At 48.8% G+C, this 16483-nt stretch carries 15 protein-coding genes; 8 read left to right on the top strand and 7 right to left on the bottom strand.

The genetic code is table 11. The features are described from left to right. Positions 1–22 precede the first annotated feature (22 nt). Both Q1A40_RS14695 and Q1A40_RS14690 read left to right on the top strand, forming a co-directional pair. Entirely contained in the window at positions 23–601 is a 579-nt protein-coding gene (locus tag Q1A40_RS14695) for a TerD family protein (RefSeq protein ID WP_300001320.1), read from the top strand. Positions 602–711: 110 nt separating this feature from the next. Further along, positions 712–1287, top strand: coding sequence for a TerD family protein (locus Q1A40_RS14690; protein WP_300001318.1), 576 nt, complete (start codon positions 712–714; stop codon positions 1285–1287). Between the two features lie 87 nt (positions 1288–1374). Here Q1A40_RS14690 and Q1A40_RS14685 read toward each other — a convergent pair whose 3' ends face one another. Together Q1A40_RS14685 and metK are read right to left on the bottom strand one after the other, a co-directional pair. After that, a complete protein-coding gene (locus tag Q1A40_RS14685) occupies positions 1375–2031 on the bottom strand; it encodes an HAD family hydrolase (RefSeq protein WP_300001316.1) in 657 nt (218 codons plus the stop codon). A 139-nt stretch (positions 2032–2170) separates the two neighbouring features. Next, the gene (gene metK / locus Q1A40_RS14680) at positions 2171–3325 is read right to left on the bottom strand and encodes a methionine adenosyltransferase (RefSeq protein WP_300001314.1); all 1155 of its coding nucleotides are present in this window, start codon (positions 3323–3325) and stop codon (positions 2171–2173) included. Between the two features lie 551 nt (positions 3326–3876). On the opposite strand from metK, the gene Q1A40_RS14675 reads away from it, so the two are divergent. The 5 genes from Q1A40_RS14675 (at position 3877) to speB (ending at position 10207) form a co-directional block, all read left to right on the top strand. Then, entirely contained in the window at positions 3877–4419 is a 543-nt protein-coding gene (locus tag Q1A40_RS14675; protein ID WP_300001312.1) for a LemA family protein, read from the top strand. 4 nt (positions 4420–4423) lie between these two features. Then, on the top strand, positions 4424–6502 hold the full coding sequence (locus Q1A40_RS14670) for a DUF2207 domain-containing protein (protein ID WP_300001310.1): 2079 nt from the start codon (positions 4424–4426) through the stop codon (positions 6500–6502). 551 nt (positions 6503–7053) lie between these two features. Further along, positions 7054–7200: a virulence promoting factor gene (locus Q1A40_RS14665; RefSeq protein WP_300001308.1), complete on the top strand. Its 147-nt coding sequence runs from the start codon at positions 7054–7056 to the stop codon at positions 7198–7200. Further along, on the top strand, positions 7193–9172 hold the full coding sequence (gene speA, locus Q1A40_RS14660; RefSeq protein ID WP_300001307.1) for a biosynthetic arginine decarboxylase: 1980 nt from the start codon (positions 7193–7195) through the stop codon (positions 9170–9172). Before Q1A40_RS14665 ends, speA begins: the two co-directional genes overlap by 8 nt. Before the next feature lie 114 nt (positions 9173–9286). After that, complete coding sequence (gene speB, locus Q1A40_RS14655) at positions 9287–10207, top strand: agmatinase (RefSeq protein ID WP_300001305.1); 921 nt, start codon at positions 9287–9289, stop codon at positions 10205–10207. 60 nt (positions 10208–10267) lie between these two features. Here speB and Q1A40_RS14650 read toward each other — a convergent pair whose 3' ends face one another. The 5 genes from Q1A40_RS14650 to Q1A40_RS14630 all read right to left on the bottom strand — a co-directional run bounded on the left by Q1A40_RS14650 (position 10268) and on the right by Q1A40_RS14630 (position 14106). Beyond that, positions 10268–10879: a dienelactone hydrolase family protein gene (locus Q1A40_RS14650; protein ID WP_300001303.1), complete on the bottom strand. Its 612-nt coding sequence runs from the start codon at positions 10877–10879 to the stop codon at positions 10268–10270. Continuing rightward, the gene (locus Q1A40_RS14645; RefSeq protein WP_300001301.1) at positions 10879–11847 is read right to left on the bottom strand and encodes a glutathione S-transferase C-terminal domain-containing protein; all 969 of its coding nucleotides are present in this window, start codon (positions 11845–11847) and stop codon (positions 10879–10881) included. The genes Q1A40_RS14650 and Q1A40_RS14645 overlap by 1 nt, the downstream gene beginning before the upstream one ends. A gap of 10 nt (positions 11848–11857) precedes the next feature. After that, positions 11858–12265 carry a DoxX family protein gene (locus Q1A40_RS14640; protein WP_300001299.1) on the bottom strand — a complete coding sequence of 136 codons (408 nt, stop codon included), beginning with the start codon at positions 12263–12265 and terminating at the stop codon, positions 11858–11860. Between the two features lie 100 nt (positions 12266–12365). Then, positions 12366–13277: a LysR family transcriptional regulator gene (locus tag Q1A40_RS14635; RefSeq protein ID WP_300001297.1), complete on the bottom strand. Its 912-nt coding sequence runs from the start codon at positions 13275–13277 to the stop codon at positions 12366–12368. A 70-nt stretch (positions 13278–13347) separates the two neighbouring features. Then, positions 13348–14106 carry a M48 family metallopeptidase gene (locus Q1A40_RS14630; RefSeq protein ID WP_300001295.1) on the bottom strand — a complete coding sequence of 253 codons (759 nt, stop codon included), beginning with the start codon at positions 14104–14106 and terminating at the stop codon, positions 13348–13350. A 266-nt stretch (positions 14107–14372) separates the two neighbouring features. On the opposite strand from Q1A40_RS14630, the gene tkt reads away from it, so the two are divergent. After that, positions 14373–16364, top strand: coding sequence for a transketolase (gene tkt, locus Q1A40_RS14625; RefSeq protein WP_300001293.1), 1992 nt, complete (start codon positions 14373–14375; stop codon positions 16362–16364). The last annotated feature ends 119 nt before the right edge of the window (positions 16365–16483 follow it).

Below are 16483 nucleotides of genomic sequence, written 5' to 3'. Positions count from 1 at the left end.
CTTAATACGGGAGGATAGAACAATGGGTGTTTCTCTTTCTAAAGGCGGGAATGTTTCTTTAAGCAAAGAAGCCCCAACCATGAAAAACATGATGGTCGGTCTGGGGTGGGATGCCCGCTCTACCGACGGTCAGGACTTTGACCTTGATGCTTCAGCATTTTTGCTAAGCAGCACAGGGAAAGTGCGTGGTGATGCAGATTTCATTTTCTACAACAATTTGAAATCTTCTGATGGTTCTGTACTGCATACCGGCGACAACCTCACGGGGGAAGGCGACGGTGACGACGAAGCGCTAAAAATTAAGCTCGACCGGCTTTCTGAAGAGGTGGAAAAGATAGTTTTTGTTGTGACTATCCATGATGCCGCCATCCGTCGCCAGAGTTTTGGTCAGGTATCAGGCGCATTTATTCGCCTGGTGAATGCGGATAACCAGCTGGAAGTGGCGCGTTATGACCTGACTGAAGATGCATCGACAGAAACGGCCATGCTATTCGGTGAGCTATATCGCTACAACGGCGAATGGAAATTCCGTGCTGTAGGACAGGGGTATGCCGGAGGTCTGGCATCGGTTTGTGCTCAGTACGGTATCAACGCATCTTAATTGATAAAAAGTTAATTCTATCAGCACGATACCCGGGAGGCTTGAAATCTGACGGGGACAAACAGGCGGTATTCGCCGCCTGACTTTATGAAAACTATTGGAGAGTAAAAATGGCTGTATCTTTGACTAAAGGTGGAAACGTATCCTTAACGAAAGAAGCACCAACCATGAATATTGCCATGGCGGGTCTGGGCTGGGATGCGCGTGTAACTGATGGTGCAGACTTTGATCTTGATGCATCGGTCTTTATGGTTGGTGATGACGGTAAAGTTCTCTCCGATGCCTCATTTATTTTCTTTAATAACAAAACCAGCACCTGTGGTTCAGTCAACCATATGGGCGATAACCGTACCGGTGAAGGTGACGGCGATGATGAGCAGGTTAAAGTTGAACTGTCTAAAATTCCTGCCGAAGTGAAAAAACTGATCTTTGCGGTCACTATTTATGATGCTGAAGTACGTAATCAGAACTTTGGTATGGTGAGTAACAGCTATATGCGCGTTGTTAACCATGACAGCGGCACAGAAATTGCTCGCTTCGATTTGTCAGAAGACGCTTCTACCGAAACGGCAATGATCTTTGGCGAGCTGTATCGCCACAACGGTGAGTGGAAATTCAAAGCGGTAGGTCAGGGCTTTGCTGGTGGCTTATCTGCGCTGGCTTCCCAGCACGGCGTTAATATCTAATCTTCCGCCCTGTAGAGAGTGGACTGTATCCCAATGCTGGTTAGCTAACCGAGCAGGATACAGTCCATACTACGGGATAGGTTTAAACTATTTCAGCGTACCTTTTATTTTCGCCATTGGCGGATTACGCTTTTCCCAGGCAGGGTGAAAGTGCCGCCAGTGTGGTTCCTGGGCAATCGCCAGCATTTCATAGTCACCTCTGGTATCACCCCATGCCCGTAAGTACCAGTCAGAGAGCGGACCGTACTCTGCGTTAAGTCTGACGACCTTTTGAGCACAGCGGCAGTTCTGCCCATCAATATTCCCTGTCAGCACGCCGTCTTTGACTTCCAAATTTGTGCTTATCAAACGTATTCCTAACCTGTCGGCAAAGGGTTTAAGCACAATGGAGGGCGACGCAGAGCAAATGGTGACGACAGCTCCTGAGTTAATCTGAGTGGCCACGGCAATCAAACCGGAAGGGCGCATCATTCGGGCAAAGTATTTTTCACAGAATTCGCTGGCTTTTTGTTCCACCCAATGTGCTTCAACCCCGGTGAGGAAGGTCTTGATTAGGATGCCCTTCAGTTCATCCCGGGTGACTCTACGACCAAGGCATTTAAGAGTAGGTATCACCAGACGTATTATACGCCGGGCAAAGACGCGTTTTCCAAAGGCAAAGCGCAAGAAGGGGACGAAACTGTCACGTCTCGTGAGCGTTCCATCGAAATCAAAGACGGAAAGAACCTTCGTCTTATTCGTCATCCTATACCTCAAGTTTTAACGTGCTTTATCATCATGATAAAAGATGGCTATATCGAGCGCCAGAAAATATAAAGGCCAGCTTATTGAAGTGAACCCCACCTCAATAAGCTGGCCTTTAACGCATTGATGCGGTAGCGGATTAAATCAGTCCGGCAGCCTCGCGCAGCTGTGCTGCTTTGTCGGTTTTTTCCCACGGGAAATGTTCGCGACCAAAGTGACCATAAGCGGCGGTTTCTTTGTAGATAGGGTGCAGCAGATCCAGCATCTGAATCAGACCATATGGACGCAAGTCGAAGAACTCACGTACCAGCAGAGTCAGTTGCTCAATTGCAATTTTTTCGGTGCCGAAGGTTTCAACCATAATTGAGGTTGGTTCAGCCACACCAATCGCATAAGAAACCTGAATTTCACAGCGATCTGCCAGGCCTGCAGCAACGATATTTTTCGCAACATAGCGAGCGGCATAGGCAGCAGAACGGTCGACTTTAGACGGATCTTTGCCTGAGAATGCGCCACCACCATGGCGAGCCATGCCGCCGTAAGTATCAACGATAATCTTACGTCCAGTCAGACCACAGTCACCCATTGGGCCACCGATAACAAAACGACCTGTTGGGTTGATATGGTACTTGGTCTGCGCATTCAGCCATTCAGCGGGCAGAACAGGCTTGATAATTTCTTCCATTACTGCTTCCTGAAGCGTTTGCAGGGAAACAGACTCAGCGTGCTGAGTGGACAGAACAACGGCATCAATACCGATGATTTTACCATCGTCATACTGGAAGGTAATCTGGCTTTTTGCATCCGGACGCAGCCATGGCAGGGTGCCGTTTTTGCGCACTTCAGCCTGGCGTTGTACCAGACGATGGGCATAGGTAATTGGCGCGGGCATTAATACGTCAGTTTCATTGGTTGCGTAACCAAACATTAACCCCTGATCACCAGCACCTTGCTCTAGCGGATCGGAACGATCGACGCCTTGATTAATGTCCGGAGACTGCTTACCAATGGCACTCAAGATTGCACAGGAGTTAGCATCAAAGCCCATATCTGAATGGACATAACCAATTTCGCGTATGGTCTGACGGGTGATTTCTTCGATATCAACCCAGGCGCTGGTGGTGATTTCACCGCCGACTAAGACCATACCGGTTTTAACATAGGTTTCGCATGCGACGCGAGCTTTCGGGTCTTGCTCAAGAATCGCATCAAGAACCGCATCAGAGATTTGGTCGGCGATTTTATCAGGATGCCCTTCAGATACTGACTCGGACGTAAAAAGATGCTTGGCCATATTTTTTTTCACCCTAAGAGAATTCGTTTAGTTCAGGCTGTTTGCCAATAGTAAGTGTAGCGAAATAAACCAGCCTGAAAACGTGTTGCCACAGATTGAAAAACAGGCAGTCTAATACTGGATATCTACTCTGAATAGTTTATGCGGCAGTTAAGTCATGCTGACCATTGAGAGTATAGATGGATTAACATCTGGACGGCTATTTTAATTACTCAGACAGCAGATGGCTAGAGTTATTTATTCTCACAGGCTGTATTACGCTCATTAGGCTAAGATAACTGACCATGAAATTGAAAAATAAAGGAAATATGTCAGGGCGGGACGGGCTAACATGAGGGTTCTTGCCAGAATCTTTGGTTTCTGAAGCTGTACTACTGGTTTTATTGGCCGCGGGTTTTAGTCTGATCGGTATTAATAATGTTAACCTTGTATATGATGTGGTTTTTATGAAAGAAAGATAACCTGGTATCTCACTGTTCTGGATGTACACCGGATAGAGTCTTCATTGTCTGGGTCGTAGAAAATAATGTCAGCAAACATGGAATAGAAAAATGGAAATTTATCTCAGCCTGGCGGTTATAGCAGCCGTGTTATTTTGGGTGGTGATGACTTATAACCGCTTTATCTCGCTACGTCGCTTCAAAGATGAAGCCTGGAGTGGTATCGCGGTGCAGCTTAAACGCAGACATGATCTGGTGCCAAACCTATTAAACCTGGTAAAACGTTATGCTCAGCACGAGAGAGAACTGTTTGAAAACCTCTCCCGCCAGCGCAGTAATCTTACAGGTAATACTCGAGAAATTGCCGAGAATGAGCGGGCATTATCCAGAACCTTTGGCCATATCTTTGCACTGGCTGAGGCCTATCCGGAACTGAAAGCCAGCGAAAACTTCCAGTCCTTACAGCAATCTCTTGCTGAGACGGAAGAACAATTGCAACTGGCGCGTCGCTATTTCAATGGCACTGTGCGTGATTTCAATATTTTGGTGGAGTCTTTCCCGAGTCTGCTGCTGGCACGTCTGTTTGGCTTTAAAAGCTATGCTTTCTTCGAACTTGAAGATCCTGAGGATGCTAAATTACCACGGATGGACTGATACTATGGTTGTATTATCTCGCTGGATAATCGGTATTTTATGGGGACTCTTGCTGCTCGTCACGGGAACGATACAGGCGCTAGCGGATGCCGACTCCTTTAGTATCTCGCCTGCCAGGAACGCAGAACGTTCACAACCGATATCTTCAAATTCTCCCAATTTGCTACGTGCTCATGAACATATTATTTCGTTCGACACGCGTGCTCATTTCAATACTGATGGCAGTATGGAGGTGAGTGAAAACATCAAGGTATTATCTTTAGGAAAAGAGATAAAACGTGGCATCTTCCGTACCTTACCGCTCACCTGGAACCGGCAAGATGGCAAGATTTTCAAAGTGAATTATCACGTTAAAGCGGTATTACGTGACGGTGTTCCTGAGCCGTTTAGCTTGGATAAAACTGCCGAGACGCTGACAGTACGTATTGGTAGCTCCGAACGCATGCTACAACCCGCTATTTATAACTACGAAGTGCGTTATCAGGTTAGCAACCACTTCAGCCGTTTCTACGATTGGGATGAGCTTTACTGGAACGTAACCGGTAACGGCTGGGGCTACCCAATAGCCCAGGCCAGCTTCCAGCTGGAACTGCCGGATGCCAGCCATTATCTGAATAGCGAAGGCATGGATACACGTTTGAACTCCATTGATATTTATTCCGGGATCAATGGAGCCAGAGAACAGAACGCCCGGATCCTGCCCAATGGCGCGGTACAAACCACACAGCCACTCGGGAAGGGTGAAGGCCTGACCGTGGTTTTTACCTGGTCACGAGATGTTCTGGCCGCAGCCGAGGATCCACAAGCCGTCTCTCCACTGGTGCACCTGCTATTACCCACTTTGGCAACTATTGCCCTGTGGATACCGGCACTGCTGATGATTATCTACTGCCTGTGGTGGTGGCGTAAAAATGTCACTGCAGTTGGGTTAAAAATGCCTGTTGTGGTACCGCTGTATACCATGCCTGCAGACATGTCACCTGGTTATCTGCGCTTTCTTACCCATCATAAATACGATGATGTGGCCTTCAGCAGCGACCTGCTGGCACTGGTTGCTAAAGGTTGCGTAGCCATTACGGTCAAGAAGACGTTAAACAATCCGTGGCTATCCAAGTTTCGTTCACTGGATAAACAATGGCTTTCTTACCAGCCAGAGAAAAAAAACCAGCGTTTAACGGCCGATGATAAGCATCTGTTAGGATTAATTTTTTATGGTGATCGTAAAAACATCAACCTCAGTCTGGCCCATCAGAGGCCAATGCAAAATGCGCGCAAGTGGCTGAGCGCCCGTAATGAAAAACAGAAGAGTAAATTATTCAGAGAATTGGCTAGGCCTATCCGCCGGGCAATCTATATCATACTTATGCTCCCTGTGATATGTGGTGCCTTGTTCAGTCCTGCCACAGCTGTCATGACCATACCGGCGTTGATATGCTGGTCTTTTGGTATCGCGATGCTCTCTTTACCCCTGAGTTTTTTACTTGATCCGAGAAGGGTATGGGATAACTGGGGATTAATTCCGCTGGTGTTTGCGCTGCTATTTGGCTCTTTTATCATCTTTGGTGGCGGCTTTTTCCTGTTTGGCGCAATACCTTTGACGGAGTTTCCCGCAGGGTATGTTGGGGCATTGATCTTCTCTATTTTGTTATGCATCGGCTTTGCTTTGAAACTCCCACGCTATACCCAGCAAGGGCTGAATGATTTAGCTGTTGCAAAGGGATTAAAACTTTATTTAGGAACGGCTGAAAGACATCGTTATCAGATACTTTATCCACCGGATCAACGAATTTCGCATTTTGAAAGTCTGTTACCCGCAGCCCTGGCGCTTGGCGTGGGTAAAACTTGGGCGAATACCTTTGCTAAGTATTTGAGCCAGTCTGGTGCTATGTCGGAGGCCTTTGCCGACGCTGACTGGAAGAGTATGAGTCGTTTTAGTCGCTCCTGTTCTTCGTCGTCGATGGCAACCCCGAGTCGTAGTTCAAGTTCAGGTTCTTCTGGCTCTGGCTTCAGTAGTGGATCCGGTTCTTCTGGCAGAGGCTCTTCTGGGGGAGGATCTGGTGGTGGCGGCGGCGGTGGCTGGTAAATTATAGCGGGCAAACATTTTCCAGAAAGTCTCCCGGCGAGGTCTGAATCTGTTGTCAACGGTAAGGTATACTGTCCAGTATGCGTTTTCGTTCTACTGTGCATTATGTCTTGCTGTGGAGAGTTGCTTTTTTGCCGACTATTGGTCCATTTTTATTTTGCATTTTTTGCTGGTTATCGGTATAAAGCGCCCACGCGGCTTATCAAAAAAGCACACGATATTTGTGTTGCCCACTTCCAGCCGGGTTAAGCATTTTTCCAGGGGCTGTTTGCACAGCGCCAACGCTTTGGCTTGTTGCATACCTGTCAGGTACGCATGGAGGTGAGTTAATTAATGAATGATCTCTATTCTGCTTCTTGTTTGTCCCCCATCACTTGCATCTTATGCGCTAAATCCTGCCGATGTCTCAGACATCTCGGTGTTTCTCAGGACTCGCGAGCGGGCATCTAATCCTTCGTGATAACTGAACAAGGGCGCTCTTGTCTGACAAGATCTTTCTCGTGGTTTCGCCAATCTGTCACACAGATCCCGGTTATGTGTTTTACAATAAGATGAAAAATAAACCCAAAGTACAGTCTGACTGTCAGATTTTTCTGCTACCAGATGACCTGAACAATGGGTTGTTATTTCAATATCACCCTGCGATAGTCGTTAACTGTATTGTCTATTCAAAACAACGTGAGGTTCGCCATGGCTGACAAAATCTCTTCTGTTACAGGTTCGTCATCAGGCGAGCAAGATCAATACCGCTCCATGCAGGAGGTCGCTGTGAGTTCTCAGGATGCAAGCAAAATGCTGCGTACCTATAATATTGCCTGGTGGGGTAATAATTATTATGACGTCAATGAGCTTGGCCATATAACCGTATGCCCGAATCCTGATATTCCCCAGGCCAGAGTGGATCTTGCTGAGCTGGTGAAAGCACGTGAAGCGCAAGGGCAGCGTCTGCCAGCTCTGTTCTGCTTCCCGCAAATCCTGCAGCATCGCCTGCGTTCAATTAACGCTGCTTTTAAGCGTGCCCGGGAATCTTATGGTTACAACGGTGACTATTTCCTGGTGTATCCGATTAAAGTTAACCAGCATAAACGTGTGATTGAGTCACTGATTCATTCGGGTGAGCCTTTAGGCCTGGAAGCCGGTTCAAAAGCTGAATTGATGGCGGTGCTGGCACATGCCGGTATGACCCGTTCGGTGATCGTCTGTAACGGTTATAAAGACCGCGAATATATTCGACTGGCGCTGATCGGCGAAAAAATGGGCCACAAGGTCTATCTGGTTATCGAGAAAATGTCGGAAATCAGTATTGTTCTGGAAGAAGCTGAGCGTTTGAACGTGGTTCCGCGCCTGGGAGTACGTGCACGTCTGGCTTCTCAGGGCTCGGGTAAATGGCAGGCATCCGGTGGTGAGAAGTCTAAATTTGGTCTGGCGGCGGTCCAGGTATTGCAGCTGGTCGAAATGCTCCGTGAGGCGGGCCATATCGACAGCTTACAGTTGCTGCATTTCCACCTTGGCTCACAGATGGCAAATATCCGTGATATTGCTACCGGTGTACGTGAGTCGGCACGTTTCTATGTCGAACTGCATAAGCTGGGCGTCAATATTGAGTGTTTCGACGTCGGTGGTGGTTTAGGCGTCGACTATGAAGGCACTCGCTCACAGTCTGACTGTTCCGTGAACTATGGCCTGAATGAATATGCCAATAACATCATCTGGGCTATCGGTGATGCCTGTGAAGAGTTTAATTTGCCACATCCGACGGTGATTACAGAATCCGGACGTGCGGTTACCGCTCACCATACGGTTCTGGTTTCCAATATCATTGGTGTGGAACGTAACGAATACACCACGCCAGTCGCCCCGGCTGAAGATGCTCCTCGTGCGCTGCAAAGTATGTGGGAAACCTGGGGTGAAATGCATGAGCCTAATAACCGTCGCTCATTACGCGAATGGCTGCATGACAGCCAGATGGACTTGCATGATATTCATACCGGTTACGCCTCTGGCAGCTACTCTTTGCAGGAGCGTGCCTGGGCAGAGCAGCTCTACCTCAGTATGTGCCATGAGATCCAGCTTCTGTTAGATCCGAGTAATCGTGCCCATCGCCCGATTATTGATGAGCTACAGGAACGTATGGCGGATAAAATTTACGTTAATTTCTCTCTGTTCCAGTCAATGCCAGATGCCTGGGGTATTGATCAATTATTCCCGGTTATGCCGCTGGAAGGGTTAAATCTGACGCCAAAACGTCGTGCGGTGCTGTTGGATATCACCTGTGATTCAGACGGTGCCATCGATCACTATATCGATGGCGATGGTATCGCGACCACGATGCCGATGCCGGAATACGATCCTGAAAATCCACCACTTTTAGGTTTCTTTATGGTAGGGGCGTATCAGGAAATCCTGGGTAATATGCATAACCTGTTTGGGGATACCGAAGCAGTAGACGTGTTTGTAACACCGGAAGGTGCTGTGAATGTTGAGCTCTCTGATGAAGGCGATACCGTTGCCGATATGCTGCAATATGTACAGCTGGATCCCAATACTCTGCTGAAGCATTTCCGCGATCAGGTTAAACAGACCGGGCTGGATAATGAATTGCAACAGCAGTTCCTGGAGGAGTTTGAAGCGGGTCTCTACGGTTATACTTACCTGGAAGACGAGGAATAGAGTCAGTCATTCGCGTCAATAGTTCTCATTAATTGTGCTGATCCCTTCCTCGTCGGGCTAACGACGCGGGAGGGATTTTTTTATATCGATTTAACCCAACCAAGAGGTCAGACAATGAGCACCTTAGGCCATCAATACGATAACTCCCTGGTATCCAATGCCTTTGGCTTTTTACGCTTACCATTAAATTTCCAGCCTTATGACAGTGATGCCGACTGGGTTATCACTGGAGTGCCATTTGATATGGCAACCTCAGGACGTGCCGGTGGGCGTCATGGACCGGCTGCAATCCGTCAGGTTTCAACTAACCTGGCCTGGGAAGGTAACCGCTTCCCGTGGAACTTCAATATGCGTGACCGCTTGAAAGTCGTGGACTGTGGCGATTTAGTCTATGCATTTGGCGATGCGCGTGAAATGAGTGAAAACTTGCAAGCTCACGCTGAGCGTTTACTGGCAAACGGCAAGCGCATGCTCTCTTTTGGCGGCGACCATTTTGTTACCCTGCCGCTGTTGCGTGCTCATGCTAAGTATTTCGGTAAAATGGCGCTGGTTCATTTCGATGCCCACACCGATACTTATTCAAATGGCTGTGAATTCGATCACGGTACTATGTTCTACACAGCACCGAAAGAAGGTCTGATCGATCCTAATCATTCTGTACAAATTGGTATTCGTACAGAGTTTGATAAAGACAATGGCTTTACCGTACTGGATGCTCCTCAGGTTAATGACAGGAGCGTGGATTCTCTGCTGGCTGAGATCAAACAGATAGTCGGTGACATGCCGGTTTACCTGACCTTTGATATTGACTGTCTGGATCCGGCTTTTGCTCCAGGAACGGGTACACCGGTGACAGGCGGTTTGACTTCAGATCGTGCCCTGAAACTGGTTCGTGGTCTGAAAGATCTGAATATTGTCGGTATGGATGTGGTTGAAGTGGCGCCTGCTTACGATCAGTCAGAGATCACTGCGCTTGCCGCGGCAACCCTGGCACTGGAATTGCTGTATATCCAGGCGGCGAAAAAGGGCGAATAAATCCGGGCTTTACTGTAACACTCTCATCAGAAGGGATGCTTAATATCCCTTCTGATTTGTTCAGTCAGTCAGTGCGACGCATTTTTTAATAAATGTGGTTGCCGTTCTGATCCCTGCAAGGCTAATAGTATGCGGCACATGCTCTTCAATACTCAGTTCAACCTGAACACCTGCCGCACGTAAGGCTTCCTCTGCTTTTTGGCTCTCTTGCCATGGGATGACCTGATCGGCTTTACCATGAATCAGGACTGCGGCGGAGCCCGCAGGTGGTCGTAATGGAAGCGGCGAAGCAAGACGGCCTGAGAATGCCACCACGCCTGCCAGGGGATAGTCTGCGCGAATCAACGCATCCATCGCCATAATGGCTCCCTGAGAAAATCCTGCCAGTATGACGCGGTCAGCTTCTGGATTAATACCCTGTTGTCTGAACACCTCGGCTAATCGGTCATCAAAGGCCTGACGGGCCGCCAGGATACGCATCGGACGAGTCTCTTCCGTCACGCCATTGATACTGAACCACTGAAAACCAGGCCCCATATCAAAAGCTGACGGGCCATCTGGTAGCGCGACAGACACTTGTGGTATCGCTTGGCGTAAGCGTTCTGCGACTCCCTGTAAATCACTGCCCCGACTGCCGACGCCATGTAACAGGACAATCAGATTTTTACTCATTATTTTTCCTCAAACCCGTAATTCCGCATATCCGGTCCAACAGGAACAATGCCGTTAGGATTCAGAGCTTTGATTGAATAATATCCCTGTTTGATATGGTCAATACTGACGGTTTCACGAATCCCCGGTATTGCCAGAACGCGTCGGGTATAGCTATCGAGATAGCGGTATTCCCGGAGCTGGCGAATATTGCATTTAAACAGGCCATAGTAAGCGGCATCAAAACGGATAAGGGTAACAAACAGACGAATATCCGCCTCGGTAAAATCACGCCCGGTTAAAAAATCGCGTCCGTCAGATAGTCGGGCTTCAAGTTTATCCAGCATCCCGAAGACATCGCTGACTGCTTCAGCGTAACTCACCTGAGTTGTGGCAAAGCCTGCGCGGTATACGCCATTATTCAGGGACGGATATATTTCAGCATTTAACTGCTCTATCTCGCTCTGAAGCAATGCAGGATAGAGGTCAATATTGTTCCGGGCCAGGTCACCAAAGCCGCTATTGAAGATGCGTACGATATCGGCTGACTCATTGTTGACGATAGTCGCGGTTTGCTTATCCCACAGCACCGGAACCGTTGCCCGTCCGGTGAAGGTACTATCGGCCTGAGTATACAGTTGATGAACCCACTCGGCGTTATTCAGGATATCGCGATTAGCGCCAGGATAGTCACCAAAATGCCAGCCTTCATCCAATAGCCAGGGCTCAACAACCGATACACTGACAACTTCTTCCAGGCCTTTAAGTTTACGCGCAATCAGCGTTCGGGAAGCCCAGGGACAAATCAGCGCTACATAAAGATGATATCTGTCGGGCTCGGCAATAAAGCCGGCATCACCGGTGATACCTGGCGAGCCGTCGGGAGTGACCCAGTGGCGGAAACTTGAAGTCTGACGAACAAAGCCACCTTTTTCGTCGGTAGACTGCACAGGATGCCATTCAGCCGTCCATTTTCCGTTAACCAGCATAATCTTGTCCTCAGCGTTTGAATGAAGTGGGTTTCAGAGCATATTTGCCATCACCGATCAGCGCCAGTGTAATCAGACCTGCTATCCATAATGCAAGGAATTCCCAGCCACCATTCGGATTGGTAAAGAAGAAACCTGCTGGTCCGTGTACGGTTGCAATAGCGCCGAGTAACACAGGGATCAGGACGATGGCGACGATCCGGGCATAAACACCGAGGATCAAGGCAACGCCACCAACCAGTTCAACCGCCATAGTCACATAGGCCAGACCGCCTGGTAGTCCAAGTGAGGCAAAAAATTTCGCGGTGCCTGCGGGGGTGAAGACAAAAAATTTCAGACCAAAGTGGGCCAGAAACAGAATGCCTAATACCAGGCGCATAATCAGTGCTGCATAAGGGGCGGTGCGTTGATCTGACATAATATATTCCTCTGATAAGTTGATAAGAGGAATGTACTACCTTTCCATGAAGGTTATTATCCCGTCGGAAAGGGGATGTTTATTTCCAAAATGGAAACAATCACCAATTCTCTTCCCATTTTGGCTTGCCAGCAAAAGATTCTGCAAGAAAATCAATCAATACGCGGGAGCGCCGGGTCAGATATTTTGCGGGTGGATAAATGGCATACAGCCCTAGTGGCGGAGCCTCATAGCGGGAAAGAACTGAGATAACGGTTCTGTCCTGAAGAGCTTTGCCTGCGACAAAGGTGGGGAGACGCGTGATCCCGAGTCCTTCTATCGCTGCCCGCAGACATACTTCAGCGTTGGAGAATTTTATTTGTCCACGAACTAATTGAGCGTGTAGCTGCCGGTTCTCATCCTGGAATGACCATGCAAGAGGATCGCGAAAGTTAGTGTCTACTATACAGTGATGTTCTGACAGTTGGTTCCAGTGTGAAGGCGTACCCTTCTGTTGTAAGTAAGCGGGGGATGCCACCGTCACGATACGGATGTCGCAAAGCTTACGGGCTATCAGGTTGCTGTCGGTCAGTTTGCCAATACGTAATGCCAGGTCAAAACCTTCATTCACCACATTGACCAGCCGGTCAGCAAAGCTGACATCTAATTCAATATCGGGAAAGCGGCGGGCAAAATTAATCAAATGCTCTGTGAGTTGGGTTGAGCCAAAGGTGACCGGAGCGGAAACCCTTAATATACCGGAGGGCGTTTTCGACGCATTCAGTACATCGTCATTCAGGGCATCATATTCTGCCAGTAACGGACGAATACGTTCATAGTAGGCCAGACCGACTTCAGTCGGTTTTAACGAACGGGTACTGCGATTAAACAGAGTGACAAGGAGTTCACGTTCCAGTCGGGTAATGAGTTTGGATGCCTGCCCGTGGCTGGTTGAGAGTCTCTGTGCAGCGGCAGTGAAACTGCCGGTTTCCATCACGGCAATAAACATGCGATCGCAATCGAGCCTTTCCATGCTACGTTCCTTTCATTCTGACACAGGAGGCAAAAATGATTTTTTTACCTCCTGTAGCGCCGTATATCGTTTATTTCAGGCCGTCAGCAGCCATACGATCGCGGATATGCTGAGCGCGCCCCTCGGAGGAAGGGTGGTCATCAAGCATACTGCTTTGGCGTCCGCCATCCAGACTCGCCAGCTTTTCAAAGCTTGTGGCTAATCCGTTGGGGTTAATCTTACGCTGACGCAGCAGGTCATAAGAGTAGTTATCAGCTTCTGATTCCTGACGCTGTGAAAACTGTGCATTGACCAGTTTTTCACTTAAATCCCCCAGTTGAGATTGCGATAGTTCACCGACAACGCCTCCGGCAGAAGCGGCAGCAATGCGTATGGCATTTGTTCCCATCGCCACTTGCATACCTTTTTTCACATGGCCCAAGGCTACGTGCCCCATTTCATGACCCAGCACGCCTTCAACTTCATTGTCGTTCATCAGATCCATGAGACCACTGTAAACGCGGATACAGCCATTGGCCATCGCAAAGGCGTTCACATCTTTAGTCATATAGACTTTATAATTAACCGGCATACCGTTGATGTTATCCCCCAGAGCCTGGGAAATTTTCTTTAAACGCTGGGTATAGACACTATTAGCTGGAGCCAGCGTTGCTTTACTGTCTTGTTGTTTACAAGCCTCATCACTGAGTTGTTTTACTTGAGCATCGCTGAGTGTATAGGCTTGAAACGCGCCGACACCGGAAGTTAATAAACCATCAGAGTTCATACCCTGACAGCCGCTCAAAAAAAGGGTTACGCCCAGTGCTGCGATAATGGGGTGTAACTTCATGTGCAAATCCTTCTATCAGTGATAATTGTGGAATAAAGAGGAACTCTGTTGTCTATAACCAGGAGGTTTATCCTTTTATCAGGAAAGCCTCATACGCTGCAAGTAGCGACTGATGCAAGCGTTATCCGGAGATTTCTTAGCAGATACGCTGACACTACATGTACATGGCCTTTCCCCTGGTGTACATTGTCATGAGGTTTTTGGGCTGTAGTTACCAATGTATATTAGTAGTAGCGTCAATTTCCACTATCCGATCTGGAGTTAAAATGTCCTCTCGTAAAGAGCTTGCAAACGCAATTCGTGCGCTCAGCATGGACGCAGTACAAAAGGCGAAATCCGGGCACCCTGGTGCACCTATGGGGATGGCCGATATCGCTGAAGTTCTGTGGCGCGATTTTCTGAATCATAACCCGCAAAACCCATCATGGGCTGACCGTGACCGTTTTGTGCTGTCTAACGGCCATGGCTCGATGCTGATTTATAGCCTGTTGCACCTCACGGGTTATGACCTGCCAATCACAGAGCTGGAAAACTTCCGTCAGCTGCACTCTAAAACACCAGGCCATCCGGAAGTAGGTTACACCCCAGGTGTTGAAACCACTACTGGTCCGCTGGGACAAGGTATTGCCAACGCTGTCGGTATGGCTATTGCCGAGCGTACTCTTGCGGCACAATTCAACCGTCCTGGTCATGATATTGTCGATCACTTCACCTACGCTTTCATGGGTGATGGCTGCATGATGGAAGGCATCTCCCATGAAGTGTGCTCCCTGGCGGGTACGCTGAAGCTGGGCAAACTGGTTGCTTTCTATGATGACAACGGCATTTCAATTGATGGGCACGTTGAAGGCTGGTTTACCGACGATACAGCAAAACGTTTTGAAGCCTATGGCTGGCACGTGGTTCGTGGTATTGATGGCCATGACGCTGACTCTATTAAACGTGCAGTTGAAGAAGCGCGTGCGGTCACTGACAAGCCATCATTGCTGATGTGTAAAACCATCATCGGTTTCGGTTCTCCGAACAAGCAAGGTACGCATGATTCTCACGGTGCTCCACTGGGTGATGCTGAGATAGCACTGACCCGTAAAGCGCTGGGTTGGGAATATGAGCCATTTGTTATTCCTCAGGACATTTATGCCCAGTGGGATGCCAAAGCTGCCGGTGAGAAGAAAGAAGCTGCCTGGAACGAAAAATTTGCTGCCTATGCAAAAGCATTCCCTCAGGAAGCTGCAGAGTTCTCCCGTCGTGTGAACGGCGACCTGCCTGCTGATTTCGATGCGAAAGCGAGCGAGTTCATTGCTAAGCTGCAGGCTAATCCTGCGAAAATCGCCAGCCGTAAAGCATCTCAGAACTCTATCGAAGCCTTTGGTCCATGGTTACCTGAGTTCCTGGGCGGTTCTGCTGACTTGGCACCTTCTAACCTGACTCTGTGGTCTGGTTCTAAAGCGCTTAACGAAGACAAAGCCGGTAACTACATCCATTACGGTGTACGTGAATTCGGTATGACCGCTATCGCTAACGGTATCGGTCTGCATGGTGGTTTCCTGCCATACACCTCAACCTTCCTGATGTTTGTTGAATACGCGCGTAATGCTGTGCGTATGGCTGCGCTGATGAAACAGCGTCAGGTTCTGGTGTATACCCATGACTCTATCGGTCTGGGTGAAGATGGCCCGACTCACCAGCCTGTAGAACAGCTTGCTGCTCTGCGCGTGACGCCAAACATGAGCACATGGCGCCCATGCGACCAGGTTGAGTCTGCGGTTGCCTGGAAATATGCTGTAGAGCGTAAAGATGGCCCGACGGCTCTGATCCTGTCTCGTCAGAACTTGGCACAGCAAGAGCGTAGCGCTCAGCAACTGGCCGATATTGCCCGCGGCGCTTATATCCTGAAAGACAGCGAAGGCCAGCCAGAGCTGATTTTCATCGCCACTGGTTCTGAAGTTGAACTGGCTGTTGCAGCATGGGAAAAACTGACTGCCGAAGGCGTTAAAGCGCGCGTTGTTTCTATGCCGTCGACCGATGCCTTTGACAAGCAGGATGCAGCTTACCGTGAAGCCGTACTGCCAAAAGCCGTGTCTGCGCGCGTTGCTATCGAAGCAAGCATTGCTGACTACTGGTTCAAGTATGTGGGTCTGAACGGCGCTATCGTCGGTATGACGACCTTTGGTGAGTCTGCTCCAGCAGAACAGCTGTTCGAAGAGTTCGGTTTCACCGTTGAAAACGTAGTTGCACAGGCTAAAGCGATTCTGTAATCGTTGAAGTCAGTGTGTTACCAAGGGGTCGCTCAGGCGGCCCTTTTTTATGGTGCGCCGGGCATGGCGCGTAGCGCCTTGAACGGCGCTGTCCGTTGACCGTGGTGGTTAACAGATGA

It is taken from the genome of uncultured Cedecea sp. (assembly GCF_947498825.1).
Classification (GTDB): Bacteria; Pseudomonadota; Gammaproteobacteria; order Enterobacterales; family Enterobacteriaceae; genus JGM124.
This window is presented reverse-complemented; position numbering and strand designations above follow the sequence as displayed.